25 protein-coding genes, 1 tRNA gene and 1 pseudogene are annotated in these 26727 nt (G+C 64.8%); 22 read left to right on the top strand and 5 right to left on the bottom strand.

Annotated elements, in window-relative coordinates:
- Positions 1–68 precede the first annotated feature (68 nt).
- From ACVWY3_RS14140 to ACVWY3_RS14100, 9 genes and pseudogenes are all read left to right on the top strand, one after another.
- Positions 69–1901, top strand: coding sequence for a flavin-containing monooxygenase (locus tag ACVWY3_RS14140; protein ID WP_456838993.1), 1833 nt, complete (start codon positions 69–71; stop codon positions 1899–1901).
- 5 nt (positions 1902–1906) lie between these two features.
- Positions 1907–2707: a shikimate dehydrogenase family protein gene (locus ACVWY3_RS14135; RefSeq protein ID WP_456843363.1), complete on the top strand. Its 801-nt coding sequence runs from the start codon at positions 1907–1909 to the stop codon at positions 2705–2707.
- Between the two features lie 121 nt (positions 2708–2828).
- A complete protein-coding gene (locus ACVWY3_RS14130) occupies positions 2829–3644 on the top strand; it encodes a lytic murein transglycosylase (RefSeq protein ID WP_456838992.1) in 816 nt (271 codons plus the stop codon).
- 199 nt (positions 3645–3843) lie between these two features.
- Positions 3844–4065: a hypothetical protein gene (locus tag ACVWY3_RS14125; RefSeq protein ID WP_007592399.1), complete on the top strand. Its 222-nt coding sequence runs from the start codon at positions 3844–3846 to the stop codon at positions 4063–4065.
- A 12-nt stretch (positions 4066–4077) separates the two neighbouring features.
- The gene (locus tag ACVWY3_RS14120; protein WP_456838991.1) at positions 4078–4500 is read left to right on the top strand and encodes a hypothetical protein; all 423 of its coding nucleotides are present in this window, start codon (positions 4078–4080) and stop codon (positions 4498–4500) included.
- A gap of 450 nt (positions 4501–4950) precedes the next feature.
- Positions 4951–5397 carry a MaoC family dehydratase gene (locus ACVWY3_RS14115; RefSeq protein ID WP_456838990.1) on the top strand — a complete coding sequence of 149 codons (447 nt, stop codon included), beginning with the start codon at positions 4951–4953 and terminating at the stop codon, positions 5395–5397.
- A gap of 195 nt (positions 5398–5592) precedes the next feature.
- Positions 5593–5709 (top strand): annotated as a pseudogene (locus tag ACVWY3_RS14110) (LuxR family transcriptional regulator); the annotation flags it as partial.
- A gap of 203 nt (positions 5710–5912) precedes the next feature.
- Positions 5913–6170, top strand: a complete 258-nt coding sequence (locus ACVWY3_RS14105; protein WP_456838989.1) for a hypothetical protein — start codon at positions 5913–5915, stop codon at positions 6168–6170.
- A 186-nt stretch (positions 6171–6356) separates the two neighbouring features.
- Entirely contained in the window at positions 6357–7085 is a 729-nt protein-coding gene (locus ACVWY3_RS14100) for a sulfite exporter TauE/SafE family protein (RefSeq protein ID WP_456838988.1), read from the top strand.
- Between the two features lie 145 nt (positions 7086–7230).
- Here the strand turns inward: ACVWY3_RS14100 and ACVWY3_RS14095 are convergent, their stop codons facing one another.
- A complete protein-coding gene (locus ACVWY3_RS14095; RefSeq protein WP_456838987.1) occupies positions 7231–10431 on the bottom strand; it encodes an efflux RND transporter permease subunit in 3201 nt (1066 codons plus the stop codon).
- 153 nt (positions 10432–10584) lie between these two features.
- Entirely contained in the window at positions 10585–11826 is a 1242-nt protein-coding gene (locus ACVWY3_RS14090; RefSeq protein WP_456838986.1) for an efflux RND transporter periplasmic adaptor subunit, read from the bottom strand.
- 200 nt (positions 11827–12026) lie between these two features.
- Here ACVWY3_RS14090 and ACVWY3_RS14085 point away from each other — a divergent pair, with 200 nt between their 5' ends.
- Positions 12027–12632: a TetR/AcrR family transcriptional regulator gene (locus ACVWY3_RS14085; protein ID WP_456838985.1), complete on the top strand. Its 606-nt coding sequence runs from the start codon at positions 12027–12029 to the stop codon at positions 12630–12632.
- Position 12633: 1 nt separating this feature from the next.
- Here the strand turns inward: ACVWY3_RS14085 and ACVWY3_RS14080 are convergent, their stop codons facing one another.
- Positions 12634–14115, bottom strand: a complete 1482-nt coding sequence (locus tag ACVWY3_RS14080; protein WP_456838984.1) for an amidase — start codon at positions 14113–14115, stop codon at positions 12634–12636.
- A 514-nt stretch (positions 14116–14629) separates the two neighbouring features.
- Here ACVWY3_RS14080 and ACVWY3_RS14075 point away from each other — a divergent pair.
- The 6 genes from ACVWY3_RS14075 to ACVWY3_RS14050 all read left to right on the top strand — a co-directional run bounded on the left by ACVWY3_RS14075 (position 14630) and on the right by ACVWY3_RS14050 (position 20300).
- Positions 14630–15847: a multidrug effflux MFS transporter gene (locus ACVWY3_RS14075; RefSeq protein WP_456838983.1), complete on the top strand. Its 1218-nt coding sequence runs from the start codon at positions 14630–14632 to the stop codon at positions 15845–15847.
- A gap of 29 nt (positions 15848–15876) precedes the next feature.
- Positions 15877–17259: a guanine deaminase gene (gene guaD, locus ACVWY3_RS14070; protein ID WP_456843362.1), complete on the top strand. Its 1383-nt coding sequence runs from the start codon at positions 15877–15879 to the stop codon at positions 17257–17259.
- A 10-nt stretch (positions 17260–17269) separates the two neighbouring features.
- On the top strand, positions 17270–18253 hold the full coding sequence (locus tag ACVWY3_RS14065) for an antibiotic biosynthesis monooxygenase (RefSeq protein WP_456838982.1): 984 nt from the start codon (positions 17270–17272) through the stop codon (positions 18251–18253).
- Positions 18254–18304: 51 nt separating this feature from the next.
- Positions 18305–19207, top strand: coding sequence for a ribonuclease Z (rnz, locus tag ACVWY3_RS14060; protein WP_456838981.1), 903 nt, complete (start codon positions 18305–18307; stop codon positions 19205–19207).
- Between the two features lie 406 nt (positions 19208–19613).
- Positions 19614–19934 (top strand): hypothetical protein, encoded by a 321-nt coding sequence (locus tag ACVWY3_RS14055; protein ID WP_456838980.1) that lies wholly within the window; start codon positions 19614–19616, stop codon positions 19932–19934.
- Positions 19935–20012: 78 nt separating this feature from the next.
- A complete protein-coding gene (locus ACVWY3_RS14050) occupies positions 20013–20300 on the top strand; it encodes a hypothetical protein (RefSeq protein ID WP_456838979.1) in 288 nt (95 codons plus the stop codon).
- Positions 20301–20353: 53 nt separating this feature from the next.
- On the opposite strand, the gene ACVWY3_RS14045 is transcribed toward ACVWY3_RS14050, so the two are convergent.
- Positions 20354–20427 (bottom strand) — tRNA-Gln (locus ACVWY3_RS14045).
- Between the two features lie 257 nt (positions 20428–20684).
- Between ACVWY3_RS14045 and ACVWY3_RS14040 the strand changes: the two genes are divergently transcribed.
- The 6 genes from ACVWY3_RS14040 to ACVWY3_RS14015 all read left to right on the top strand — a co-directional run bounded on the left by ACVWY3_RS14040 (position 20685) and on the right by ACVWY3_RS14015 (position 26114).
- On the top strand, positions 20685–21041 hold the full coding sequence (locus ACVWY3_RS14040) for a DUF1428 domain-containing protein (protein ID WP_456838978.1): 357 nt from the start codon (positions 20685–20687) through the stop codon (positions 21039–21041).
- A gap of 446 nt (positions 21042–21487) precedes the next feature.
- Positions 21488–22741: an ABC transporter substrate-binding protein gene (locus ACVWY3_RS14035; protein ID WP_456838977.1), complete on the top strand. Its 1254-nt coding sequence runs from the start codon at positions 21488–21490 to the stop codon at positions 22739–22741.
- 65 nt (positions 22742–22806) lie between these two features.
- Positions 22807–23670, top strand: coding sequence for a branched-chain amino acid ABC transporter permease (locus ACVWY3_RS14030; RefSeq protein ID WP_456838976.1), 864 nt, complete (start codon positions 22807–22809; stop codon positions 23668–23670).
- Entirely contained in the window at positions 23670–24641 is a 972-nt protein-coding gene (locus ACVWY3_RS14025; protein ID WP_456838975.1) for a branched-chain amino acid ABC transporter permease, read from the top strand. The genes ACVWY3_RS14030 and ACVWY3_RS14025 overlap by 1 nt, the downstream gene beginning before the upstream one ends.
- The gene (locus tag ACVWY3_RS14020) at positions 24631–25398 is read left to right on the top strand and encodes an ABC transporter ATP-binding protein (RefSeq protein ID WP_456838974.1); all 768 of its coding nucleotides are present in this window, start codon (positions 24631–24633) and stop codon (positions 25396–25398) included. The genes ACVWY3_RS14025 and ACVWY3_RS14020 overlap by 11 nt, the downstream gene beginning before the upstream one ends.
- Positions 25395–26114, top strand: a complete 720-nt coding sequence (locus tag ACVWY3_RS14015; RefSeq protein WP_456838973.1) for an ABC transporter ATP-binding protein — start codon at positions 25395–25397, stop codon at positions 26112–26114. Before ACVWY3_RS14020 ends, ACVWY3_RS14015 begins: the two co-directional genes overlap by 4 nt.
- Before the next feature lie 24 nt (positions 26115–26138).
- On the opposite strand, the gene ACVWY3_RS14010 is transcribed toward ACVWY3_RS14015, so the two are convergent.
- Complete coding sequence (locus ACVWY3_RS14010; protein WP_456838972.1) at positions 26139–26702, bottom strand: invasion associated locus B family protein; 564 nt, start codon at positions 26700–26702, stop codon at positions 26139–26141.
- Positions 26703–26727 lie beyond the last annotated feature (25 nt).

Below are 26727 nucleotides of genomic sequence, written 5' to 3'. Positions count from 1 at the left end.
GCGTCACTTTTTCGGGGCTAACGTGCGGTGAGCTGCCGGCGAAGCAGCTGCCGCCGTGGAGGAAATGGATGTCAGCGGAAAGACACAAGACCGGTACAGCCGGCGAGTCTACGGTCGACATTTCCGCACTGCGTGCGCGTTATCGCAACGAGCGCGACCGCCGTCTGCGCGCCGAGGGCAAGGCGCAATACGTCGAGGTCACCGGCGAGTTCGGCCGCTATCTCGACGATCCCTGGGCCGATCCCGGTTTTGCGCGCGCGCCCGTCTGCGAACAGACCGAGGTGCTCATTGTCGGCGGCGGCTTCGGCGGTCTGCTCTGCGGCGCGCGTCTGCGTGGAGCCGGCATCGATGATTTTCGTATCGTGGAAAAGGCCGCCGATTTCGGCGGCACGTGGTACTGGAATCGCTACCCCGGTGCGGCCTGCGATACCGAGAGCTACATCTATCTGCCGCTGCTGGAAGAGACCGGCTACATGCCGGTGCGCAAATATGCGCGGGCGCCGGAGATCTACGAGCACTCCCGCCGCATCGGCCGTCACTTCGCGCTCTATGAGCGCGCATTGTTTCAAACCGTGATCGCGCGGATGGAATGGCAGGAGCAGGAGGCGCGCTGGCTGGTCGAGACCGATCGCGGCGACCGCATCCGCGCGCGCTTCGTCATCCTGGCCGGCGGCCCGCTGAGTCGTCCCAAGCTGCCGGGCATTCCCGGCATCGAAAGCTTCAAGGGCCACAGCTTCCACACCAGCCGCTGGGACTATGGCTATACCGGCGGCACCGCCGAGGGAGATCTGACAGGTCTTGCCGACAAGCGCGTCGGCATCATCGGCACCGGCGCCACCGCCGTGCAATGCGTGCCGCATCTCGGCCGCTCCGCCAAGGAGCTCTATGTCTTCCAGCGTACGCCCTCGGCGATCGGCGTGCGCGACGACCGTCCGACGGACCAGGCCTGGGCGCAGAGCCTCAAGCCCGGCTGGCAGCGCGAGCGCATGGACAATTTCACCGCGGTGATATCCGGCGAGCCGTTCGAGCGAGACCTGGTGCAGGACGGCTGGACCGGTCTGCTCGGCGAGATCCTGCTGGCGCCGCGCCGCCAGCCCCGGCCGGTCACGTCGCTGGAAGAGGCTCTCAAGGTCATCGAGCAAGCCGACTATCGGAAGATGGAGGAAATCCGGGCCCGCGTCGATGCGATCGTGAGGGACGAGGCGGCCGCGGCGGCGCTAAAACCCTGGTACAAGGCGTTCTGCAAGCGGCCGTGCTTTCATGACGAATATCTCGACACTTTCAATCGTCCCAACGTTCATCTCGTCGACACCAAGGGGCAGGGCGTCGAGCGCATCACCGAAAGTGCCGTTGTGGTCGACGGCAAGGCCTATGAACTCGATTGCCTGATCTATGCCAGCGGTTTTGAGGTCGGCACCGATTACGCGCGTCGCATGGGCTTCGAGGTCTACGGCCGCGACGGCATCAGCCTGTCCGAGCGCTGGCGCGACGGCGTCAAGACGCTGCACGGTTTCTACAGCCGAGGCTTCCCGAACTGTTTCCTGATCGTCACGGTGCAGGCCGGCCAGAGCGCCAACTTCCCGCACATCATCGACGAGCAGTCGCAGCACATCGCCTATGTGATCGCAGAAGTCCGCAAGCGCAGGGCGCGCACGCTGGAGCCGACGCTGGCGGCCGAGAACGCCTGGGTCGAGGAGGTCGTCAAGGCCGCGCTCGGCCGCCAGACTTATCTCGCTGAATGCACGCCGGGCTATTACAACAACGAAGGCGTGTTCGATCCGATCGCGGCGCGAAACAGCCAATATTGGCGTGGGCCGGTGGCGTTCCTGCGGCTGCTCGAGAAGTGGCGCAAGGAGGGCAATCTGGATGGACTGGAATTGACCTCCGAGGTCCCGGCTTGAGCGGCATGATCCCGGCTCCGACAGGCGCCACGCGGCTCTACGTCATCGTCGGCGATCCCATCGCGCAGGTGCGCTCGCCCGCAGGCGTCAGCGCCGCCTTTGCCGCACGCGGCCATGACGGCACCTTGATGCCCGTTCAGGTCGCCCCGAGCGATTTAGCCGACTTCCTCTCGGTCGCAACGCGGCTGAAGAATCTCGACGGCATCGTCGTGACCATCCCGCACAAATTCGCCTGCTACCGGGCCTGCGCCAGCGCGACCAAGCGGGCGCATTTCCTGCGCACCGTGAACCTGATGCGCCGGCGCGCCGACGGCGCCTGGCATGGCGACATGGTGGACGGCCTTGGCTTCGTCGGTGCGGCGCGGGCGAAGGGGATCAACCCCGCCGGCATGCGGGCACTGCTCGTCGGCGCCGGCGGCGCGGGGTCGGCGATCGCGCTGGCGCTGGTCGAGGCCGGCGTGCGCGAGCTTGCCATTCACGACACCGCGGCCGAGCGCCGCGACGCGCTGATCGGCCGGCTCAACGCCCTCGGCAAGGCGCCGGTGCGGGTCGGCACCAGCGATCCCGCGAGCTTCGATTTTGTCGCCAATGCGACACCGGCGGGGATGCAAGAGGGCGATCCGCTGCCCGTCGATGTCGCGCGGCTCGCGCCGGCTTCCTATTGCGGCTGCGTCATCACCAAGCCTGAAGTGTCGCCCTTCATCGCGGCGGCCCGCCGGATCGGCTGCGTGACCGGGACCGGCACGGACATGTACCAGCAGCATGAGGCCATCATGGTGGATTTCCTGCTTCACCGCGACGGCTAGGGCCAGGCGTTCACCCTGGTGTCAAGCCATCCGTTGCGCCCCATGGGGCTTGAGCGATCAGCGCCGGCGTAGGATCATGCCCCCCGCGCGAGCCGGTCGCGCATGAGAGAGAGGAACGAGAATGACCAAGGGCGGGACCGTTGCGATGGCCATCATTGGCGCTGTTGCGCTGCTTCTTTCTCTGCCGCCGACCGCCGAGGCCGCGCAATGTGGTAGCTCGCCCGCGGGTTTCGAGGCCTGGAAGCGCGAGTTCAGCGCGGAGGCGCAAGGCAAGGGCATCGGCCAGACCGCGATCTCGGCGCTGATGCAGGCCAATTACGCCAGCGCCACCATTGCTGCCGACCGCGGCCAGCGCAGCTTCTCGCTCTCGCTCGACCAGTTCCTCGCCAAGCGTGGCGCCGCCACCATCGTCGCCAAGGGGCGGCAGCTCAAGCAGTCGCACGCCGCCTTGTTCGCCTCGATTCAGCAGCAGTACGGCGTCCCGCCGGGGCCCTTGATCGCGATCTGGGGCATGGAGACCGGTTTCGGCAGCCAGCGCGGCAACCAGAACATGCTCTCGTCGATCGCGACCCTGGCCTATGACTGCCGCCGTCCCGAATTCTTCACCGACCAGCTCTATGCCGCGCTGAAGCTGATCGACCGTGGCACGCTGTCGGGGGCTACCCGCGGCTCCATGCATGGCGAAGTCGGGCAGACCCAGTTCATGCCCAAGAACATCCTGGCCTACGGCACCGGCAATCTCGACGTTGCCGCCAACGCGCTGAGCTCGACGGCGAATTTCCTCCGGGCCCATGGCTGGCGGGCGGGAGCCGGTTACCAGCCGGGCGAGCCGAACTTTGCCGCCATCGAGGCCTGGAATGCCGCCGGCGTGTATCAGAAGGCGATCGCTCTGATGGGCCGGCAGATCGACGAGGGCGGGGCGGCGGCCTCCCGCTGAGCAAATCCCCGTTCGTACAGAGCTTTAGATTCCTGTTTTGACGCGTTTTCTTGGCGCGCGAACCGGCGTCCCCGTCGCTCGAAATGCTTCTGCTCAGCAAGGCGTGATGCGCCGGCGCGAGAAAGTTGTTGCTATCAGGAACTGACGGCACGACGTTTGCTTTGATCAGGTTCGGGGCTGGGCATGAGGAGACTCAACGATGGCAACCCAGATCGTGATGGACCAGACTGGCGATACGCGCCATGAGTTTGATCCTGGCAATGCCGAAGCGCTGGCGCGAGCTGAACGGCGCTTTCGGGAGCTGACCGGAGCCGGCTTCACCGCCGCCCTCCGGACCGGGCCGGGCGAAGTCACCCGGATTCGATCATTCGATCCGACCGCGCAGGAAACGCTGTTCTATCCCCGCCTGGTCGGCGGCTGATCTGAGCTGCTCATGATCGCGGCAGTTTGGCTTCGCGCGCCGGCGCGTGCGCGTCTGCATGCGCTGCGCGAGCTCTATCGGCGCTTCTTCGGCGAGAACACGCCGGATGCGCGCGGTCGCCGGTTGCTCGCCGAATGGCTGTCGCCGGAACAGCGCGCGCAGTTCGAGGAGCACCGGTATTTCGATGTGATCGGCTGCGATACCGGCAAGACCTATCGCATCCATTACGGCACGGCCGCCAATGTCCACGAAATCGATGGCGACGGGCACGCGACGATGGGATGGTGCTTCGTCCCCTCAGGCTTCCTGGTGCCGGGCGACGTGATGCTGGCACAGAAGATCGCGCTCGAGACGGACGAGAGGGGCGCGATCGCACTCGCCAACCGGTTTCCGCCGGCGACACATTCGGAGCATTTTTACCGGCGGCCGTTCTAGCTAGAGCGCGATGGATCAGGATAGATCGTCATCGCGCTTTAGGTTGCTGTTTCAGCGAGCGCCGCGAGGGTGCGGCGGTCAGTAATGCGTGGTGCGGTAGGCATCCAGCGCATGCGCTGCAAAGACGCCGATGCTGCAAAGGGCGAGGAGGGCGGAGATCAGTTCGATCATAGCTCGTCCTCCCGTAGCGGCTGGGCGACGAGGTGCTGACAGCAGGCGTAATCATAGATCAGGTCGATGAGGAATTGCATGGTGGCCGTCCCTGTATTTATTTTGACAACCACTTAAGCGGCTATCTGTTTCAGGCGTGTTTCGTCGCATCGGGAAAGGGGTTTCGCGGGAACCCCAGGCTGGCTTTGTGCGCCGCGGAGCGGCTATGTCCTGTTTCCAGTCAATTCCTTTCAGCCGCGCGCCTGTCGCGGGCGGCACGTCATATTGCGAGGCAAAATCATGGCGCAGGTCGAGTGGTTCGACGATCTCACCATCGGAATGCGGTTCAAATCGCCGGAAGTTCAGGTCACCGAAGCCGACATCAAGCGCTTTGCGGCCGAGTTCGATCCGCAGCCGATGCACCTCGACCACGAGGCCGCCAAGGCGACCCTGTTCAAGGGCCTCGCTGCCTCGGGATGGCACACCGCGGCAATCGCCATGAACCTCGCCATCCAGACCCGCCCCTTCGGCCCGCATCCGCTGATCGGCGCAGGCGTCGATGGCCTGCGCTGGACCATGCCGGTGCGGCCGAACGACCGCCTGCATCTGCTCGGCGAAGTCATGAGCCTGACGCCGTCGAAGTCGAAGCCGCAAGGTATCGCGCTGGTGAAATGGACAATGTTCAACCAGAACGGCGAAGAGGTTTACACCTTCACCCCGATCGCCATCGTGCCGCGGCGGCCGTAAGGCCTCGCCGTCACTATCGACCTTGGTCGGCCTCGTCGCACCCTTGCGGGCCGCCGGGACAGATGGGTCATCCGTGCGGGGAACGCGATGGGAGGCTGACATGAAACGATTGTTCTTGCGGCCGGGATGCTCGCAAGGGTTCTGAGCGCAGCCGCCTTGAATACAAGCCCGGAGCTTGGCCAAATCCAAGGTCGGCTCGCCGAGACGACCATGAAGACCCATCTGCATCGCGTCTTCGCCAAGGCCTGCGTTTCGCGCCAGTCCGATCTCGTCAAGCTCGCGGCCGGATTCTCCAATCCGCTCGTGCGCTGACGCGCAAGGCATGATCCGCGCGCAACCCGAGTCGCTGCAGCTCGCATCAGGTTCAAAGCCAAGCCATCATTAGAAAGTTATCGCACCTCATTCGTTCGGGTGACGCGATTTTCCGCGCTCTCTTTTACGAGATGTCACGCGATCAACTCACGGCACGTGAGGGTGATCTGATTGATTTCCCGCGCTGGTTGAGGGCGATTGTCATGCGAACGGCGTCAACGGTTTGGGTCGGCAAGTTCCGCGACATCGCCGCACGGATAGGCGCAGCATTCCGTGAGCAGCGCGGGATCGAGGCGCGGCGCGCGTTGCGGCGCTATCGCCATCTGCTGGAGCCGGCGCACGAACCATTGCCTTTGAACCAATTCATTCCGGTCAGCAATCAAGAGGATATTTCAGAAAATGCCCACGAACCCGATGCGCGCGAGCGCGCCGCCGGCGCTCCCGCGTTCAAGCGCGCGTAACGCCAATATCGTCGCGGTCGCCCTGACCGCGGCGCTCGTCACGCTCGAGTTGATCGGGCTCGCAATGCTGGAACGGTCTCACGTCCACGCGATGCACGTGTCGTTGCCTCGTGAACAGGCCGTTTGCTCCGGGAGCGCCGACGTTCCTGTCTCGCAGGTTTCCTACGATTGACTGGAGGACGGCTTGTGCCTGACGCCACGACCCTGATCCTGCTCAGCGTTGCCGTCTTCGCCGGCGCCTTCGTCTCGGGCCTTTCGGGCTTCGCGTTCTCGGCCGTGGCTGGCGCGATCCTGCTTCGCGTGTTTCAACCGCTCGAAGCCGTGCCGGTGATGATGGCGTGCAGTATCGGCGTGCAGGCGACCAATCTGTGGGCCCTTCGGCGCAGCATCCGCTGGGAGGGCAGCCTGCTGCTGATCGTCGGCGGGCTGATTGGCGTTCCCATTGCGGTGTCGCTGTTGCAGACCGCGGACACGCATGTGCTTCGGCGCGGTTTCGGCATCGTCGTCGCGCTCTATGCCGCCTACATGCTGCTGCGGCCGACGCTGGTCACGGCCGGCGAGGCGGTCGGCCGTCACTGGGTGGCGCTGATCGGATTCGGGGGAGGGCTGGTCGGCGGGCTCACCGCGATGCCCGGCGCGATTCCGACGATCTGGTGCGACATGCGCGGCATGCCCAAGAGCGAGCAGCGCGGCCTGGTTCAGCCCTTCATCGCTGCGATGCAGCTGTTCGCGATCGCGCTGCTGGTCGGACACCAGGACCTATCGTCAAAGGTCTTCGTCGATCTCGCGGTCAGCCTGCCGGCGCTGTTCGCTGGCTCGGCGCTCGGTGTGATCGCTTTCCATCGGGTCAACGAGACGGTCTTTCGCAAGACCGTGCTCGCTCTGTTGCTGGTATCAGGTCTGTCCCTGATCTAGCGCATGATCCGGACCCGGAGGGCCGCGTCAGCGCAAAGTGCGCAGCGGTTTTCCCTCGCGACAAACGCAGAACGCGTTTGCGCGGAGATCATGCTCAAACAACAACTTAAAGCGCGATGATGATTCATCCAAAGCTCCTCGCGCATTAGTGACCGGCCTCGTGGCTCATGCCCTGCACAGGCGCCGCGCTGACGTCGCTGCCATGATGCACCAGCGGCTTGTTGCGGGTGATGGTTCTGAGCAGCACGTAGAACACGGGCGTCAGGAACAGGCCGAACACGGTGACGCCGATCATGCCGGAGAACACGGCGACGCCCATGGCCCGGCGCATCTCCGAGCCTGCGCCGGTCGAGAGCACCAGCGGCAAGACGCCCATGATGAACGCCATCGACGTCATCAGGATCGGGCGCAGCCGCAAGCGGCTCGCCTCGATCGCGGCCCTGATCGGTGTGCGTCCTGCAAATTCGAGCTCGCGCGCGAATTCGACGATCAGGATCGCGTTTTTGGCGGAGAGGCCGACCAGCACGATGAGGCCGATCTGGGTGAAGACGTTGTTGTCGCCCTTCGAGATCCAGACGCCGAACATCGCAGCCAATAGGCCCATCGGCACGATCATGATGATCGAGAGCGGCAGGGTCAGGCTCTCATAGAGCGCGGCCAGCACCAGGAACACCAGGAGGATCGCCAGCGGAAACACCCAGATGCCGGAATTGCCGGCGATGAACTCCTGATAGGTCAGGTCGGTCCATTCGAAGGCGAAGCCGGGCGGCAGCACTTCCGCCGCGATCCGGGTCGCCGCTTCCTGAGCTTGGCCCGAGGAGAAGCCGGGCGCAGCCGCCGCGTTGATGTCGGAGGACAGGAAACCGTTGTAGCGGATCGCACGCTCCGGCCCCGCGCTCTGGCGGATCTTGAGCAGCGCCGACAGCGGCACCATGTCGCCCGACGACGAGCGCACCTTCAACTGCCTGATGTCGTCGGCACGCGCGCGGAACGGCGCGTCGGCCTGGACCCGGACCGAATAGGTGCGGCCAAACTTGTTGAAGTCGTTGACGTAATAGGAGCCGAGGTAAATTTGCAGCGTGTTGAACACCTCCGTCACGGGCACCCCTAGCTGGAGCGCCTTGGTGCGGTCGATGTCGGCGAACAGCTGCGGCACGTTGACCTGGAAGCTCGAGAACACGCCGGCGATCTCCGGCGCCTTTTGCATCGCCGCCATGAACGCTTTCGTCGCTTCGTTCAGCGCGTCATAGCCCAGACCAGCGCGGTCCTCGATCTGCAGCTTGAAGCCGCCGATGGTGCCGAGGCCGTTGACCGGCGGCGGCGGGAACATGGCGATGAAGGCCTCCTGAATGCCGGCATACTTCTTGTTCAACTCGGCCGCGATCGCAGGCCCGCTGAGCGAAGGATCCTTGCGTTCGTCGAACGGTTTCAGCGTCGAGAACACGATGCCGGCATTGGAGGAGTTGGTGAAGCCGGAGATCGACAGGCCGGGGAAGGCCACCGAGCTCTCGACACCGGGCTGGGTCAGCGCGATGTCGCTCATCTTGCGGATCACCTCTTCGCTGCGGTCGAGCGTGGCGCCGTCGGGCAGGCGGGCGAAGCCGACCAGATATTGCTTGTCCTGTCCGGGCACGAAGCCGCTCGGCACTTGCTGGAACAGCAGGGCCGTGACGCCGACCAGCAGCACATAGAGGCCCATCACCGCGGCCTTGCCCGAGATCACCTTGGTGACGCTGCCGCTGTAGCTCTCCGACGAATAGGTGAACACCCGATTGAAGCCGCGGAAGAACCAGCCGAGGCTCTTTTCCATGATCAGCGTCAGCCGGTCCTTCGGCTCGTTGTGGCCCTTGAGCAGCAGCGCCGACAGCGCCGGCGACAAGGTCAGCGAGTTGACGGCGGAGATCACGGTCGAGATCGCGATCGTCAGCGCGAACTGCTTGTAGAACTGCCCGGTCAGGCCGGAGATGAAGGCGAGCGGCACGAACACCGCGATCAGCACTAACGCGATGGCGATGATCGGTCCCGACACCTCGCGCATGGCCTGGTAGGTGGCATCGCGCGGCGACAACCCCGCTTCGATGTTGCGCTCGACGTTCTCGACCACGACGATGGCGTCGTCGACGACGATGCCGATCGCGAGCACGAGGCCGAACAGGCTGAGCGCGTTGATGGAGAAGCCGAACACGTGCATCACTGCAAACGTGCCGACGATGGAGACCGGCACGGCGAGCAGGGGGATGATCGAAGCGCGCCAGGTCTGCAGGAACAGGATCACGACCAGAACCACCAGCGCGATCGCCTCCAACAGCGTGTGGATCACGGCCTCGATCGAGGAGCGCACGAACTGGGTGGGATCGTAGACGATCTGGTAGGATACGCCTTCCGGCATGTTCCTCTTGATCTCGGCCATGGTGGCGCGGACATGGTCGGAGATCTGCAGCGCGTTGGAGCCGGGCGCCTGGAAGATCGGGATCGCCACCGCCTGCTTGTTGTCGAGCAGCGAGCGCAGGCCGTATTCGGAGGCGCCAAGCTCGATGCGCGCGACGTCACGAAGGCGAACCACTTCGCCGCGCGAGCCGGTCTTGACCACGATGTCGCCGAACTGCTCCTCGTTAGCGAGACGTCCTTCGGCGTTGACCGAGAGCTGGAGATCGATGCCCTTGACGTTGGGCGAGGAGCCGACCACGCCCGCCGCAGCCTCGACGTTCTGCGCCTGGATCGCTCTCACGATATCGCTGGCGGTCAGCCCATGCTCGGCCGCCCTCTGCGGATCGACCCAGACCCGCATCGAATAGTCGCCGGCCCCATAAAGCTGGACATCGCCGACGCCGTCGATCCGGGCAAGGCGATCCTTGACGTTGAGCACTGCGTAGTTGCGCAAATACGTCATGTCGTAGCGGCCGTTCGGGGACAGCAGATGCACCACCATGGTCAGGTCGGGCGAGGATTTCTTGGTGATGATGCCGAGCTGGCGCACCACGGCCGGCAGGCGCGGCTCGGCCTGCTGCACGCGGTTCTGCACGAGCTGCGTCGCCTTGTCGGGGTCGGTGCCGAGGCGGAACGTCACCGTCAGCGTCATCGCGCCGTCGGTGGTGGCCTGGCTCGACATGTACAGCATGTTCTCGACGCCGTTGATCTGCTCCTCGATCGGCGTCGCGACAGTCTCCGCGATCACCTTGGGATTGGCGCCGGGATAGGTCGCGCGCACCACGACGGAGGGCGGCACGACATCAGGATATTCCGAGATCGGCATCGCGAACAGCGAGATCAGGCCAGCGAGAAAGATCATGACCGACAGCACGCCGGCGAAAATCGGACGATCGATGAAGAACTTTGAGAGATTCATGGCTTTGCCCCTGTATCAGAGACAACTCTCCCGTCATTCCGGGGCGCGGGCAGAGCCCGCGAACCCGGAATCCGGAAGTTATGTCTTGGCCGTTCTATGACGTCGAGGTTCCGGGTTCGCGACTTCGTCGCGCCCCGGAACGATGCGGTATAACTAGCGTTGCACCACGTCCTGGTTGCTGTGGTTGGAAGCCTGCTGCCCCCGCGCCCCCATCGCCGCGATCTCCGTCTTGAGGAGGGCGCCGGGACGCACGCGCTGCAAACCGTTGACGACGATGCGATCGCCTGGCTTCAGGCCCGACGTCACGATGCGGAGTCCATCGACGGCGCCGCCCAGCGTGACCGGCCGGTAGACCGCGCGGCTGTCGTCACCGACCGCCATCACGAACTTCTTGTCCTGGTCAGTGCCGATCGCGCGCTCATCGATCATCACCAGCGTCTGCTGCTTGGGCTGGCCCATGCGCACGCGGGCGAACTGCCCTGGGATCAGACGCCCGTCCTCGTTGGGGAAGACGGCGCGGACGCGGATGGTCCCGCTCTGACCGTTGACCTGGTTGTCGATCAGCTGGATGTGGCCCTTGGACGAGAGGCCGCCTGACGTCGTCATCTCGACCGGAATCTGGTCGAGCTTGCCACGCTGGCCCGTGCCATCCGCGATCGAGTTCAGCGCCCGCAGCACCACCTCTTCGTCCGCATCGAACGAGGCGTAGATCGGATTGACCGAGACCAGCGAGGTCAGCACTGGGGAAGCAGTGCCGGCGGCGACGAGATTGCCGACGGTGACCTCGATCTTGCCGACGCGGCCATCCACCGGTGCCCGAACCTCGGTGTAGTCGAGATTGAGCTTTGCAGTCTGCAGCGTCGCCTCGGCCGCCTTCACATTGGCGATCGCTTCGCGATTGGCGTTGTCGCGCTGGTCATAGTCGCGCCGCGTGACCACGGCGTTCCCAACCAGCTGCGCGCCGCGCTCGAGCTCGCTCTGGGTGAACACCACGCGGGCCTTGGCGGCCTCGAGCTGCGCGGCAGCCTTGTCGACCTCGGCGGCGTAGGGCGCCGGATCGATCTTGAACAGCACGTCGCCGGCCTTCACCAGCGCGCCCTCGGTGAAGTTGGTCGACAGGATCGCGCCGGCCACGCGCGGGCGAAGCTCGACGCGTTGGATGGCCTCGAGCCGGCCGGAAAAATCGTCCCACAGCACGGTCTGCTTGGGTTCGATCATCGCGACGGTGACGGAGACGGCTTGTTCAGCCGCGGCGCCGGTTGCGGTCGCTTGCGCAGCGTGGAAGTAGTGGCCGGTCGCGATCGAGCCGGCAACGGCGAGTGCGCCCACGATGGCGACGCCGCCGAGAAGACGGCGGAAACGGCCGGTAGGGGCGGTATTTTGGGAGGGATGCATTTGCGCGCTCCAGATATGTAGTGTTTGCTACAGATGTGGAGCTGGATGCCGCAGTGCAAGATACTTATGTACCATTCACTAAGAAAATTGTAGCTGCATACCGCGACAATTGGAAGGCGCTGAAAAAAGTAAGCTAGAACAAATAGATAGGATTTGACGTTAAGCCTCAGGCAGAACGTGAAGTCCAAGGAGACGGGCACATGGGCATGGGACGCCCCCGCGAATTCGACGCCGAGACGGCGTTGGACCGGGCGATGGAAGTGTTTTGGCGCCATGGCTATGAGGGCGCGACCATTGCCCAGCTCACCGAGGCCATGGGCATCAATCCCCCCAGCCTCTATGCCTGCTTCGGCAACAAGGAAGGCCTGCTGAAGGCCGCGCTCGACCGCTACACCAAGCTGCGCGGCGTCTGGATGGACGAGGTCGTCGCGGCCCCGACCGCCCGCGAGGTCGCCGAGCGAATGCTGATGGGCATCGCCGACAAGCAGACCGATCCCGCCAATCCGCCCGGCTGCCTGCTCGTGCAGGGCGGAATTGCCTGCGGCACCGGCTCCGAGAACGTCCCCTTTGAGCTCGCCGCCCGCCGCGCCCAGAACGAGGACCAGCTCCGCGAGCGTTTTGTCCGCGCCAAGGCGGAGGGCGATCTCAAGGACACGTCAGATCCGGCCGCGCTCGCTCGCTATGTCTCGGCGGTGTCCGTCGGTATGGGCGTGATGGCGTCATCGGGCGCGGACCGCGAAGCGCTGCGGCAAGTCGCAAGCGTCGCGGTGCAGGCGGTTGAGGCGCAGTCGGTGGACAGAACCTGATTCATCCCGGCAACGCCGGCGGCGGGACGAACCCGCCGAACTCGCGTTCGATCAATCCCGCCAGTGCAATCGTTGTGCGGTCCTCCAGATACGGTCCGATGATCTGCACGCCGACCGGCAGGCCCGACGGCGTGCGCTCGATCGGAACGGCGGTCGCAGGCAGTCCGCAGGTCGAGGCGGGATCGGCCCAAATGAAGCATGCATCGGAATAGTTGTAGAGCTTGCCATCGATGTCGAGCTTCCGCGCCTCGAACGGCTCGGAATGGTCATGCGGAAAGGCGGGCACGGCGGCGGCCGGATAGATCACCGCGTCGAACTCGCGGAAGAGCTGATACCACTTTTGCTGCAGCTGCAGGCGGGCCGCATCAGCCGCCAGCCAATCGCGATGGATCATGCCCCAGCCGCGGGCGCGCTCGGCCTGCAGGTTGCGGTCGTCGGGCGTGAGCGCTGCGGCAGCTTCCTGCGCCTCGGCGAGGGCGGCTGGTGTCAGTCGCGGGCTTCGCGCGCCATTGAGCAGCTTCATGTAGAGCCGCGCGGACTCCGCGAGATCGGGCAGCGATGCGCTTGTGCGAGCGACGCGGGCGCCCGATCGTTCGAGCCGTTCCGCCAATCGTCCGATGGCTGACCGCATGGCGTCGCTCGTTGGCATCAGCGGATGGGTGTCGATCACGAGAATCCTGAAATCCCTGAGCTGACCATGGCGCGGGGCGGGCAGAGCAAGCCGGTAGCCGATGCCGTCGCGCATCTCGTCGGGGCCGGCAATCACGTCGAGCGACAATGCGAGATCCGAGGCGGTGCGCGCCATCGGCCCGACGACGGCGAGATCGCCCTGGCCGGGGACGGGCGGTGCCGGCGGCAGGCTGTATCCGCGCAGCGGGACGAGACCGAGGCTCGGCTTGTGGCCGAACACGCCACAGAAATGCGAGGGCACCCGGATTGAGCCGCCGATGTCCGAGCCGATCGAGAGCGGACCGAACCCTGCGGCCAGCGCCGCGCCACATCCACCCGAGGAGCCGCCGGGTGAGCGGCCAAGATCCCACGGATTGTTGGTCGTTCCGTAGATCTCATTGTAGCTCTGGAAATCGCGCAAGCCGATCGGGATGTTGCTCTTGCCGATGATGACGGCGCCCGCCGCCTTCAACCGCGAGACGACAAGGGCATCTTCGGCCGGCTTAAAATTCTTAAAGTGCGGAAAGCCCCAGGTCGTCGACAAGCCGGCGACGTTGAATGGCTCTTTGAGGGTTACGGGGACGCCGAGCAGCGGCAGCCGCTCGCCGCGTCCGAGCGCGGCATCGGCGGCATGCGCGGCCGCCTTCGCGCGATCGAAATCGCGAACGACGATGGCGTTGATCGGGCTGTCCAGGGCCTCGATGCGCCCGATCGTGTGTTCGAGCAACTCCGATGCGGAGATCTTGCGCGCGTGCAACGCGCTCAGAAGCGTGCCGATCGAGCCGTAGTCCAGGTCAACGCCATCCGCGCTCATCATAAGCTCCATTCTATCTTATTGCCGCGTCGAAGCTATTCCCCCACAGATGGCCTGGGGCATCGAACGTACGATCTCGGAAGGGGGACGAGAGGGGCCGTGCAACAGGCACCAGACCTGTCCGCCGATTGGCGAATACCATTGTTCGAGACGACCGTGCTTTCCTAACTGTAAATGGCCCCGCTCTGGCGGGGAGCCGACGGTCGGCGATGATGCAATTCTGCACCTGTTTTGCCCGACGGAGCAAGTCGATATTTCGCTTTTCCCGGATTTTAAGAATCGGTGAATGATTTCGATCCGCTCCTACTGTGCATGGGGTTGTTTTCGCATTTAACTGGAGCGTCATCACGTCCCACCGTGTCGCGGCGTGAGCCGCCAGGGTGGGCCGGAACCTCCTAAGAGTTTCTACACACAGTTCTGGCACGCTCCGCGCGTCAATACCGCAACCTGCATCGTCGCCTCTCATTGCGCGCACGAAAAGACGGGGCCCGCGGGCATCGAGGGGGCGTAAGCCATGACTGCACTTGCTTCGGACGCCGGTCGCGCCAGAAGTGGGATCGTGCCGATCCTGCTGTGCGTCGTGCCGTTCAGCCAGATTCCGCTCGATGCCTACACGCCCGGCCTGCCGCAGATGGTGGTGGATCTCGCCGCCGATCCCGCCGCGATGCAGAATACCGTCACCGCCTACATGCTCGGCATGAGTCTGGCGCTGGTGCCTGTCGGTATCGCCTCCGACACGCTCGGCCGCCGCAACGTCCTGCTCGCGGGGCTGTCGGTGCTGATCGCGATGAGCATCGCCTGCGCGCTCGCCACTAGCGCCTCGCTGCTGCTGGGCTTGCGCTTCCTGCAAGGCATCGGCGGCTGCACCTGCCTCGTCGTCGCCTATGCGGTGGCGGCCGACTGCTTTCGCGGCCGTGAGCTCACCGCGATCTCCGGCCTGCTTGGCGCAGCCTGGGGACTTGCGCCGGTGCTGGCACCTGCGGCCGGCGGCTTCATCGTCGAGCTGGCGTCCTGGCGCGGGGTCTTCATCGTCATCGCGATCGCCGCGGCCATCGTCGCCACCATCGTGGTGTTTCTTCTGCCCGAAACGCTGCCCACAGATCGCCGCGCGCCGTTCGATCCGCGCCGCACCGCCGGCATCTTGCGCGATGCGCTTGTCCGTCCAGGCTTCCTCGCTTTCGTGCTGGTGTTTGCGGCCGCTGCAAGCGCGCAGCTCGCCTTCGGCGTCGTTGCGCCGTTCTTCTACCAGACCGGCCTCGGCCATTCGGCGGCCATCTACGGCCTCGTCGCGCTTGGCCTCGGCGGCGTCAATCTCGCCGGCGAGCTCGGCTGCGCGCATTTCGCGCAGCTTTTACCGGCCCGTGTCATGGGCTTCGGCGCCTTCGCGCTGTTCCTTGCTGGCGCTGCGGTCCTGACCGCAACCGGCACGACGGTCGGGCTTGATTTCACGTCGATTACGATCGGCGGCGCGCTGGTGCTCGGCGGCTGCGGCGTGCTGTGCCCGATGATGTACGGCATGGCGCTCGGCCTGTTCGAGCGCGACCACGGCCTGATCGGCGGCCTCATCAGCGCGCTCTGCTATCTCGCCGTCAGCGGCGCCATGGCGATCGCGGCGGTGCTGCCCGAAACGACGCAGGCGCCGATCGGCTGGCTCTATCTCGGCCTCTGCGCCATCGCGGGCGCGCTGCTTGCGATCTCGCTGCCCTCGGCGCGCAACGCCACACAGACTTAAGGAAGGAACCTCCTCATGACACCGTCGGCATTCGCGGCACGTTCTTCGACTTTGTCGACGATCCCTGGAAGCACATCGGCAACGAGCAGGCCGCCGCACGCTTTCATCAGGACGGCCTGATGGTCGTCGCGGATGGCGTCATCAAGGCGTTCGGTCCCTACGACAAGATCGCCGCCGCGCATCGGAGCGTCGAGATCACCCATATCAAGGACCGCATCATTCTGCCGGGCTTCATCGATGGCCACATCCATCTGCCGCAGACCCGCGTGCTGGGGGCTTATGGCGAGCAGCTGCTGCCGTGGCTGCAGAAGTCGATCTACCCCGAGGAAATCAAGTACAAGGATCGCAACTACGCGCGCGAGGGCGCGAAGCGTTTTCTCGACGCACTGCTCGCCGCCGGCACCACCACCTGCCAGGCGTTCACCAGCTCCTCGCCGGTCTCGACCGAAGAGCTGTTCGAGGAAGCCAGCAGGCGCAACATGCGCGTGATCGCGGGCCTCACCGGGATCGACCGCAATGCGCCGGCCGACTTCATCGACACGCCCGAGAACTTCTATCGCGACAGCAAGCGGCTGATCGCGCAGTACCACAACAAGGGCCGCAACCTCTACGCCATCACACCGCGCTTCGCCTTCGGCGCCTCGCCGGAGCTGCTCAAGGCGTGCCAGCGCCTCAAGCACGAGCACCCAGACTGCTGGGTCAACACCCATATCTCCGAGAACCCGGCCGAATGCACCGGCGTGCTGGTCGAGCATCCGGATTGTCAGGACTATCTCGGCGTCTACGAGAAGTTCGACCTGGTCGGCCCGAAATTCTCCGGCGGCCACGGCGTCTATCTCTCCAACAACGAGTTCCGCCGCATGTCGAAGAAGGGCGCGGCGGTGGTGTTCTGCCCGTGCTCCAACCTGTTCCTCGGCAGCGGCCTGTTCCGTCTCGGCCGCGCAACGGATCCGGAGCATCGCGTCAAGATGTCGTTCGGTACCGACGTCGGCGGCGGCAACCGCTTCTCGATGATCGCCGTGCTGGACGACGCCTACAAGGTCGGCATGTGCAACAACACGATGCTCGACGGCAGCATCGATCCGGCGCGCAAGGATCTCGCCGAGGCCGAGCGCAACAAGCTCTCGCCCTATCGCGGCTTCTGGTCGATCACGCTCGGCGGTGCCGAAGGCCTTTATATCGATGACAAGCTCGGCAATTTCGAGCCCGGCAAGGAGGCCGATTTCGTCGCGCTCGATCCCAATGCGGGGCAGCTGGCGCAGCCCTGGCACCAGTCGCTGGTCGCCGACGGCGCCGGCCCGCGCACGGTCGACGAAGCCGCGAACATGCTGTTCGCCGTCATGATGGTCGGCGACGACCGCTGCGTCGACGAGACCTGGGTGATGGGCAAGCGTCTCTACAAGAAGAGCTGAAGCCGACGCGATGAGCGCATCTCCTGATACGGTCGGCCAGCCGGTCGCTCTCGTCATCCAGCGCCGCATCGCGGATGACGGCTTCGCCGCGTTCGCGCGCTGGAACGGCGAGGTCGGCGAGGTGCTCAAGACCTGGCCTGGCTTTCTCGGCCAGGAGGTGGTGCCGCCGCAGCCGCCCGCCCATGTGGACTGGGTGACGATCGTGCGTTTCGCAAGCCCTGCCGCCGCCCGCGCCTGGCTCCAGAGCGAGGTGCGCGCGAAACTGATCGCAGAGGTGCAGCGCTACTTCGTCGGTTCGGAGGATGTCCATATCCTGCCGGACACCGGCGTCCAGCGCGATAGCGCAGTCTCCGCCGTCATCTCCTTCAAGGTTCCGGATGGGCTCGAGGATGCGTTCCTCAAATGGCAGCAACGCATCCAGGCCGCGGAAGCCGAGTTTAGGGGATTCCTGCGGCACAAGATCGAGCGGCCGATTCCGGGCCTGCACGATGAGTGGATCATCATCCTGTCGTTCGACAGCGATGCCAATCTCAATGCCTGGCTCGACTCGCCGTCGCGGCAGACGCTGCTGAAAGAGGGGGAGCGTTTCAACGCCGGCATGAACGTGAAGCGGGCGAGCTACGGCTTCAATTTCTGGTTTCCGGCCGGCAAGCTTGAGGCACCGGAGCAGGGGCCCGGCTTCATCTGGAAGAGCAACCTTATCGTGCTGCTGGTGCTCTATCCCGTCGTGTATCTCTGGGGCTATTTCGTCAGCAGGCCGCTGATCGACAGTCATGGCGTGCCGGTCTGGCTCTCCCTCTTCATCGGCAATCTCGTCAGCACCCAGCTGCTCGGCTGGTGCCTGGTGCCCGCCGCCTTCAAGGCGCTGGACTGGTGGATCGCGCCGAAGGCCGCGATCGGTCGCCAGATCGCGGGCTATGCGCTGCTCACCGCGCTCTATGCCGCCTCGATGGGCCTATACGCGCTGCTGCTCGCGTGGCATTGGGGACGGTGAGGCCGTCCATCGATTGAAGGCGGCTTCAAAACCGCTGGACAATTGACGCACATGTTCGCCCTGACATTTCTCGGCACCTCGGCCAGCGTTCCCTCGGCGGAACGCAACCATCCGGCGCTGCTCGTGGAAGCTGCGGGCAAGCGCATCCTGGTCGATTGCGGCGAGGGCACGCAGCGGCAATTGCTGCGCAGTGGTGCCGGCTTTCGGCGGCTCGACCGCATCCTGCTGACGCACGGCCATCTTGATCACGTGCTCGGCATTCCCGGCCTGTTCTCGACGCTGGGCTTGCGGCAGACCTCCGGCGTGATGACCATTCACGGCGGGGAAGGCACGCTCGATATCGTGATCCGCATGCTGGCAGGCCTGTGGGGTGCGGGCAGGGCGCCGATCGCGGTGTCGTTCGCGCCGCTCACCGAAGGACAGGTTCTCGACGACGGCGATTTCACCATCGACTGTTTTCCGGTTCGCCACCGCGACACCGACAGTTTTGGTTTCTCCTTCCAGAGTCCCGCACGCCGCCATCTTCTGTCCGATCACCTCGCGACGCTCGGCGTTCCCGACGGCCCCATGCGCGGCGAGCTCGCCGCGGGGCGGCCGGTCGTGATCGCCGACCGAACCATCGATCCGGAAGACGTGCTCGGACCTCCGAGCGGCGGAAAGAAGCTCGTTGTGGTCGGCGATACCGAGACCACCGAGGGGCTGTCGCAATACGTTGCAGATGCCGACTTGCTGGTGATCGAGGCGACGTTCCTCGATCGCGATGCGTCGACCGCACGCGACTACGGCCATCTCACCGCGGCAGAGGCGGCGTCCTTTGCGGCCGCGAACAACGTCGGCCAGCTCATGCTGACCCATATGTCGGGACGCTACGCGGATGACGAGATCCTGACCGAAGCGGCAAGAATCTTCCCGAACAGCCGGATCGCCGCCGATTTCGATCACATCGTGATCTAACGGCCGCTCAGCTCGACAGCCCTGACTTGATCGCGAGATCCTGCACGTTGGTCGTCGCTGCATCAGCCGCGGCAGGGCGGATGAATCGTCATCGCGCTTTGAGCATGATCTATTCGGAAAACCGCAGCGCACTTTCCGGATCATGCTTCAGGGAAGAGCCTGGTTGGCTCGTCTGCCGACCTTGGAGCGGAACCCGCGCGGCTCGGCGCGGTCGCGCGGTTCCCGTCAGCGTCGGCCGGCAAATAGGTTCCTGCGACTGGAGAATAGGTCGCTTTCCGGAAATCCCACCCGTCAAGCGGCGTCGGGAGACCCCAATTCACGGGCCGTTCACGTTCCGCTTCGCCTCGCCCCCTATGTTGCGCCCGTGACTGAAGGATCGCGCAACTTGGCAAAGGAGGGACGCGTCATGACTGTCCTGCTGAGAAACACCTTCAAGGCCTGGATCGACCGTGAACCGGGCGCCCCGCCCAAGCTGATCATGGTCGGCGACGTCAGGGTGCCGAGTAACGGGTGGCAGGCCCGCCTGACCAAGCGCTCGCCGCAGGGCATCAATCCGAAGATCCTGATCCTCGACGTGAGCGCGCAGCAGCTGAGCGGCGAACCGCTGGAGGAGATCACCACGATCCCGCTGCGCTATGAGGAGAGTCCGCCGCAGGACGAGTACGGGCAGGTCATGATCGCACACGGCAGGGGCGAGATCGTCGTCAACATCGGACGCCCGAACTAAAGCATGATCGGAAAATGCGCCGCGCTTTTCCGGGCGCGCGGCGGTTTCGCGCCCGGGCCGTTAGCCTTACGGTCAAGGTTGACGCGACATGGCGCTCACTTCGAAGGCGGCGATTGCTATATTTTCAGGGCTCAAACCGTAATCCCGCGTATCGAGAGTACGACGTCCCGTTCCCTTGAACTGATCGTCGGAGGCTATGTACGGCTGAACGACCGCGATGCGCTTCACGACATCCTGGCGCACAGGCAGGATCTGCCGCGGCAGTTGATCTCGGTCACCGGCGTCGATCCGAAGCAGGCCATCGCGCAGGTCAGTGAGGAGATCACGATCATCGAGGCCGGCCTCGCGACGCTCGCGCCGGACTAGCCGTTGTCCGAACAGTTCAAAAGCAGGGCTTACTTAGGGAAAACGCCCGGAATTGGCTGGGGAACCTGGATTCGAACCAAGACAAACAGAGTCAGAGTCTGTTGTGCTACCGTTACACCATTCCCCAACGGAATAGCCGGGCAAATTCAATAGCTTATTGACTTGTCCGGCTGTGGCCGGAAGCGCGTTTGGCGCAAATCACGGCTCAGGCGTGGCAGCGTTCTACCCGCTCGGCCTTGGGCTGGCAAGCGCCGCGGTGCACGGAGCTTTGACCCGCGGGCACCCATGAGGACGCCGTGGCTCGCGACGGTTTGCCTCAGCCCAGCCCGGTCGGATCGGGCCCCGTTCCATCGTCCTTGGATACACAACCCAAGGAGATCCGAAATGCCCTATGTCGATGGTTTCGTGCTGGCCGTGCCCAAGGACAAGATCGAGGCCTACAAGGCGCTGGCGCGAACGGCCTGCGCGGTCTGGATGGAGCACGGCGCGCTTGATTACGTCGAGTGCATCGGCGACGACGTGCCCTATGGCGAGCTGACTTCGTTTCCGCGCGCGGTGATGGCGAAAGAGGACGAGGTGGTCGTGTTCTCCTGGATCATCTACCGCGACCGCGAGACCCGCGATGCCGTCAACAAGAAGGTGATGGCCGATGCGCGACTCAAGGGCGGCGACATGCCGTTCGACGGCAAGCGCATGATCTATGGCGGCTTCACGACGCTGCTTCAGGCACACTCGCCATAGGCAAGCCTGCCGTTGAGGCAACCGTCGGGCAAGCTTTGCCCGACGAACGTCGCGGTCCCGGCGCCTCGATTGGCACAATGCCTCGTCTGGCCGGCGCGGGCGATCAGCTGCGCCGCTTCCGGACGAGGTCGCTAATTCCTGAACGACGTGTTCGTGCCGCGATCGCGCCGCTCGCGCAACGTCTTTGCCATGCAGAACGTATAGGCGCCGTACGACGCGACTTGTCTCCGTGAGGGAAAGGCGTGGAGGTTGTTGGGTTCATATCGAACGACCCAGACAGAACGCGGCTCGCCCCGCGCGCAACATCGGAGGTACCCCGTTTCACCTTGCCGGTATCCGGCCGTCATGCCATCCTCCCAAGGCCAGGGATAAACAAACGGAAGCGGGCGCTTAGCCATGGCTTCCAAAAATCTTGGTCGGGGAAACCCTTTGGGAGGTCTGATTTCATGAATTTGAAGCATCTCACCGGGCTGCTTTGCGTAGCCGCGATATCGCTTGCGCTGGCGCCCGTCGCGCAGGCGCAGGACAAGGTCGTCAAGATCGGCGTGATCATGCCGATGTCCGGCGGCACCGCCTCGATCGGCGCACACGCCAAGGCAGCGCTTGATGTCGCAACCGACATCATCAACAACGCTCATCCCGAGCTTGGCAATTTCCCACTCGCGAAGAACGCAGGCCTTGCCGGCCTCGGCGGTGCCAAGGTCGAGGTGATCATCGCCGACAACCAGGGCAACCCGGCAACGGGCCAGAACCAGGCGCTGCGCCTGATCACGGAAGAGAAGGTGGCCGCGGTGTTCGGCTCCTACCAGTCCGGCGTGACGCTGACCTCGAGCGCGATCGCGGAGAAATACGGCGTGCCGTTCCTGAATTCGGAGTCGGTTGCCGCCAATCTCACCGAGCGCGGCTTCAAATGGTTCTTCCGGACCACGCCGATCGCCACCGACTTCGCCAAGATCTATGTCGAGTTCCTCGCCGACCTCAAGGCGCAGGGCGCCAAGACCGAGAGCGTCGCGATCGTTCACGACAACACCGAATACGGCACCTCGGTCGCGAACACGATCGCCGGCGCCTTCAAGGACAAGGGCCAGCCGATCGCGCTCGACGTCGCCTATCCCGTCAACGCGACCGACGTGCAGGGGCAGGTGCTCCAGCTCAAGGACAAGAAGCCCGACGTCGTCATCATGATCAGCTACACGTCGGACGCGATCCTGTTCGCCAAGACCATGCAGTCGCTCGACTACAAGCCGGCCGTGCTGCTCGCCGACGATGCCGGCTATTCCGATCCGTCCTTCACCAAGGCGGTCGGCAAGATTTCGCAAGGCGTCTTCAACCGCTCGTCCTGGGTGGTCGGTCCGTCGGGCTCGCCGTCCGCGATCATCGCCGACATGTACAAGAAGAAGAGCGGCGAGGAGATGGACGACACGGTCGCTCGGCAGATGCAGGGCTTCTTCGTGCTGGCCGACGCCATCGACCGCGCCGGCTCGACTGAGCCTGCCAAGATCCAGGCCGCGCTGAAGGCCACGGACCTGAAGCCCGAGCAGCTCATGATCGGCTACAAGGGCGTCAAGTTCGACGACAAGGGCCAGAACATCCTCGCCTCCGGCGCCATCATCCAGCTCCAGGACGGCGAGAACTATGTCGCGGTGTGGCCCAAGACCAATGCCGAGAAGCCGCCGGTGCTGCCCTACAAGGGCTGGTGATTTTTGAAGGCGGGGCCGCGCGCCCCGCCTTTTTCCAAATGATTTGAATCAGAGCAACGCGGCTCATGTCCTTCGTTCTCGTGCAGGTGATCGTCGGCGGGCTGCTGCTTGGCGCCGTCTACGCCCTGTTTTCCTCCGGCCTCACGCTGGTGTGGGGCATGATGAACATCGTCAATTTCGCGCATGGCGACTTCGTCATGCTCGGCATGTACGTCGCTTATGTCGTCTACACGCTGATGGGAGGAGGGCCCATCGTCGGCGCGCCGCTGGCGACGCTGGTGCTCGCGACCGTCGGCGTTGTGGTCTATTTCGGCCTGATCCGCGACATCATGAAGGGGCCGATGCTGGCCCAGATCCTCGGCACCTTCGGGCTCGCGCTGCTGCTGCGCTATTCCGTGTTCTGGTGGTTCGGCGCCAATTTCCTGTCGATGCCGCCGAACATCGTCGGGGGCACCTATGCATTCGCGGGCCTGCGCATCGAGGCCTCGCGGCTGCTGGCCGGCGTCGTCGCGCTGCTGGTGACGCTCGGCCTGCATCTCTTGCTGACGCGGACCTCGCTCGGCTCGAAGATGCTGGCGGTGGCGGAGGACCAGACTGCGGCCCAGCTCATGGGCATCAGGCCCGACAGCATGCAGGCGATCGCCTGGGCGATCGCGGCGGGCGCCACGGGGCTCGCAGGTGCGCTGATTGCGAACTTCTTCTACATCGTGCCGACCGTCGGTGAGACGCTCGGCATCGTCGCCTTCGTCACGGTGTCGCTCGGCGGCTTTGGCAGCGTGCCGGGCGCGCTCGTCGCAGGCCTCCTGATCGGCGTCATCGAGTCGCTCTCGGGCTATCTGATCGGCGCGGTCTACAAGGACATCGTCGTCTATGTCCTGTTCCTGTTCTTCCTCTGGTTTCGGCCTCAGGGCCTGATGGGGAAGACGTGATGCGGCGCTGGATCTGGCTCTCGGCCGTCGCGGCATTCGCGATCGCCTATCCGCTGCTGCTGTCATCGCCGTTCCAGCAACGCCTCGGCGCGCTGGTGCTGCTCTATGCCATCGCGGCCTCCGCATGGAACATCGTCGGCGGCTATGCCGGGCAGGTCTCGGTCGGTCATGTCGTGTTCTTCGGCTGCGGCGCCTATGCCGCGATGGGGTCTTACGCCAAATTCGGCCTGTCGCCGCTGTTCGGCATTCCCGGCGGCATCGTGCTGGCGGTCGGGCTCGCCGCGATCGTCGGCGTGCCGACGCTGCGGCTGTCAGGCCACTATTTCAGCATGGCGACGATTGCCGTCGCCGAGACCATGCGGCTCATCGTCACCAACACCGAATGGCTGGGCGCGGCCGTCGGCCTCTCCGGTCCAGCCGTGCCGCGCAACATCTTCGATCTCTCATTCCTGTCGTCGCTGCCGTACTACTATCTGTTCCTCGCCGTCCTCGTGATCACGCTGCTCATCACCTGGTGGATGACCAGCAGCCGGATGGGATTTTACCTGCGCGCGATCAAGGATTCCGAACGCGCCGCGCGCTCCCTCGGCGCGCCTGCCAGCCGCACCAAGCTTTACGCCTATATGCTGAGTGCAGCGCTGACGAGCGTTGCCGGTGCGCTCTATGCGATGATGTTCGGCTTCGTCGATCCAGAGTCCGGGCTCGGCATCCTGATCTCGGTGAAGATCCTGATCATGGCGGCGCTGGGAGGAGCAGGGCTGCTGTTCGGTCCGCTGGTGGGAGCCGCGATCCTGGTGCCGCTGGAGGAGATCTCCAATAGCTGGCTCGGTGGCAAGGGCGCCGGCCTCACTTTCGTGGTCTATGGCGCGATCATCGTGCTGATCGCGCGCTTCCAGCCCGGCGGCCTGCTCAGCCTGCTCACGGGACGGAGCAAGCGCAAGACTGAGAAGGGAGCAAGCCATGCTCCTTGAGGCGCGCGGAATTACAAAAGCGTTCGGCAGCTTCAAGGCGGTGGACGATGCGTCCGTCACGCTGGAGCAGGGCGACATTCTCGGCCTGATCGGCCCGAACGGCGCGGGAAAATCCACGTTCTTCAACTGCCTCACCGGCGACCTCGAGGCCACCTCCGGCCGCGTGCTGTTCGAAGGCCGCGACATTACCGACTTCACGCCGGAGCAGCGCGCCGGCCTCGGTCTTGCCCGTACCTTCCAGGTGCCGCAGACGTTCGAGGGCATGACGGTGCTGGAGAACGCCATGATCGGCGCCTTCCTCCGCACCTCGCATCGCAAGGAGGCCGAAGCGAAGGCGCGCGCCGTGCTCGAGCGTGTCGGCATGAGCCGTCTTGCGGATGCGCCGGCACGCTCGCTCGGCACGCCGGGCCGCAAGCGGCTGGAGATCGCCCGCGCACTTGCGACCGAGCCAAAACTGCTGCTGCTCGATGAGGCCATGGCCGGCCTCAACGCCAACGAGGTGAAGCTCGCGATCGATCTCGTCCGCGACATCCATCACTCCGGCATCACGCTCGTCATCGTCGAGCACATCATGGAAGTGATCATGTCGCTGGCGAGCCGCGTGATGGTGTTTCATCAAGGCAAGGAGATCGCCCGCGGGAGCCCACGCGAGGTCACCGCGAACCCGGCGGTGATCGCGGCCTATCTCGGCACGCGCGCGGCCAAGGCCGCCGCCGGCCACACTCCGGTTGAGCTGATGGGCGGGCCGGACCTATGAGCGGAGCGCTTCTGCGGATCGAGCACCTCGAAGTGCGATATGGCGACCTCATCGGCGTCTCCGATGTGTCGCTGGAGGTGCCCGAAGGCAGCGTCGTCGCGCTGCTCGGCTCCAATGGCGGCGGCAAGACCACGACGCTGAACGCGATCGCCGGCCTCATCCCCGTGCATTCCGGATCGATCAGCTTCCGCGGCGAGGAGATTGCGGGACAGAAGGCCTTTGCGATCGTGCGCAAGGGGCTCGCCCTGTCGCCGGAAGGCTGGCGGCTGTTCGTGCAACAGAGCGTCGAAAACAACCTCATGCTCGGCGCGACGCCGTTGCACGACAAATCGCGCCAGACGGCGCTGCTGGAGCGCGTCTACGAGATCTTTCCGCGTCTGAAGGAGCGCCGCAACCAGCGCGCCGGCACTATGTCCGGCGGCGAGCGGCAGATGCTTGCGGTCGGCCGCGCCTTGATGAGCGATCCGAAGCTCCTGATGCTGGACGAGCCGTCGCTCGGTCTCGCGCCGGCCGTGGTCGAATCCATGTACGAGACGTTTGGCCGCCTGCATCGCGAGGGCCTCACCATCCTGCTCGCCGAGCAGTCGATCGAACTCGCGCTGGAGGTGTCGGACTTTGCCACCGTGCTCCAGGTCGGCAAGAGCGTGCTGTCAGGCACGGCCGCGGCGCTCGCGGAAGACCCGCAGGTGCAGAAGGCCTATCTCGGGGTGGACTGAGCGATCTCAGCCCCGGCGAGGCCGTTACTTGATCTTGTCGTAGGCTGTCGCGAAATCGTTCAGCGGCATCGGGATCGCGATCGTCTCCTTGGCCATGTTCTGGAAGGAGACCTTGAGCTGCTTGCCCGAGCGCAGGGCGGCGAGCAGGTCGGCTGCAATCGGCGTCGAGGCGTAGCAGCCGCGGTTCTCACAAGTCTGGATCTGAAGGTCGAACGTCTTGCCCTCGTCGACCTGGAGCTTGGCGCCGACGGGCAGGTTGAGGCCGAGCGGCAATTGCAGCAGCGCGATCGGCGTGCGGGTGTCGGGCGCGACGCGGATGTTGATGAGCACGACGGTCTGGCCGGTCTTGGTCAACACCGCGTTCTGCTCCATCGCGCATTCCAGCGGCGCATCGCGGCTGGCGCTGGTGCAGCGGACGATCCAGCCCGGCTGTCCCGGAGTGCCTTCTGCCGGTTGCTGCGTCGGGGCGGGAGCGGGCTGCGCGGCGGCAGGAGCTGCGTTCTTCTTGGCGCCCTGCTGGGCGTACGCGGCGCCGGTCGACAGCAGGACGGCAGCAGCGAGGGCGACAAGTCTGGATTGCAGGAGCATGACGAAACCGCGTTGGCGTGAACCG

It is taken from the genome of Bradyrhizobium sp. USDA 4486, assembly GCF_054057995.1.
The sequence above is the reverse complement of the archived record's forward strand: the minus strand, read 5'-3'. Positions and strand labels throughout refer to the sequence as shown.

Excerpts from the sequence above, each read along its gene's own strand:
- ACVWY3_RS14140 (WP_456838993.1), top strand. The coding sequence starts at position 69 with ATGTCAGCGGAAAGACACAAGACCGGTACAGCCGGCGAGTCTACGGTC.
- ACVWY3_RS14135 (WP_456843363.1), top strand. The coding sequence starts at position 1,907 with ATGATCCCGGCTCCGACAGGCGCCACGCGGCTCTACGTCATCGTCGGC.
- ACVWY3_RS14130 (WP_456838992.1), top strand. The coding sequence starts at position 2,829 with ATGACCAAGGGCGGGACCGTTGCGATGGCCATCATTGGCGCTGTTGCG.
- ACVWY3_RS14125 (WP_007592399.1), top strand. The coding sequence starts at position 3,844 with ATGGCAACCCAGATCGTGATGGACCAGACTGGCGATACGCGCCATGAG.
- ACVWY3_RS14120 (WP_456838991.1), top strand. The coding sequence starts at position 4,078 with ATGATCGCGGCAGTTTGGCTTCGCGCGCCGGCGCGTGCGCGTCTGCAT.
- ACVWY3_RS14115 (WP_456838990.1), top strand. The coding sequence starts at position 4,951 with ATGGCGCAGGTCGAGTGGTTCGACGATCTCACCATCGGAATGCGGTTC.
- ACVWY3_RS14105 (WP_456838989.1), top strand. The coding sequence starts at position 5,913 with ATGCGAACGGCGTCAACGGTTTGGGTCGGCAAGTTCCGCGACATCGCC.
- ACVWY3_RS14095 (WP_456838987.1), bottom strand. The coding sequence starts at position 10,431 with ATGAATCTCTCAAAGTTCTTCATCGATCGTCCGATTTTCGCCGGCGTG.
- ACVWY3_RS14090 (WP_456838986.1), bottom strand. The coding sequence starts at position 11,826 with ATGCATCCCTCCCAAAATACCGCCCCTACCGGCCGTTTCCGCCGTCTT.
- ACVWY3_RS14085 (WP_456838985.1), top strand. The coding sequence starts at position 12,027 with ATGGGCATGGGACGCCCCCGCGAATTCGACGCCGAGACGGCGTTGGAC.
- ACVWY3_RS14080 (WP_456838984.1), bottom strand. The coding sequence starts at position 14,115 with ATGAGCGCGGATGGCGTTGACCTGGACTACGGCTCGATCGGCACGCTT.
- ACVWY3_RS14075 (WP_456838983.1), top strand. The coding sequence starts at position 14,630 with ATGACTGCACTTGCTTCGGACGCCGGTCGCGCCAGAAGTGGGATCGTG.
- ACVWY3_RS14065 (WP_456838982.1), top strand. The coding sequence starts at position 17,270 with ATGAGCGCATCTCCTGATACGGTCGGCCAGCCGGTCGCTCTCGTCATC.
- rnz (WP_456838981.1), top strand. The coding sequence starts at position 18,305 with ATGTTCGCCCTGACATTTCTCGGCACCTCGGCCAGCGTTCCCTCGGCG.
- ACVWY3_RS14055 (WP_456838980.1), top strand. The coding sequence starts at position 19,614 with ATGACTGTCCTGCTGAGAAACACCTTCAAGGCCTGGATCGACCGTGAA.
- ACVWY3_RS14040 (WP_456838978.1), top strand. The coding sequence starts at position 20,685 with ATGCCCTATGTCGATGGTTTCGTGCTGGCCGTGCCCAAGGACAAGATC.
- ACVWY3_RS14035 (WP_456838977.1), top strand. The coding sequence starts at position 21,488 with ATGAATTTGAAGCATCTCACCGGGCTGCTTTGCGTAGCCGCGATATCG.
- ACVWY3_RS14030 (WP_456838976.1), top strand. The coding sequence starts at position 22,807 with ATGTCCTTCGTTCTCGTGCAGGTGATCGTCGGCGGGCTGCTGCTTGGC.
- ACVWY3_RS14025 (WP_456838975.1), top strand. The coding sequence starts at position 23,670 with ATGCGGCGCTGGATCTGGCTCTCGGCCGTCGCGGCATTCGCGATCGCC.
- ACVWY3_RS14020 (WP_456838974.1), top strand. The coding sequence starts at position 24,631 with ATGCTCCTTGAGGCGCGCGGAATTACAAAAGCGTTCGGCAGCTTCAAG.
- ACVWY3_RS14015 (WP_456838973.1), top strand. The coding sequence starts at position 25,395 with ATGAGCGGAGCGCTTCTGCGGATCGAGCACCTCGAAGTGCGATATGGC.
- ACVWY3_RS14010 (WP_456838972.1), bottom strand. The coding sequence starts at position 26,702 with ATGCTCCTGCAATCCAGACTTGTCGCCCTCGCTGCTGCCGTCCTGCTG.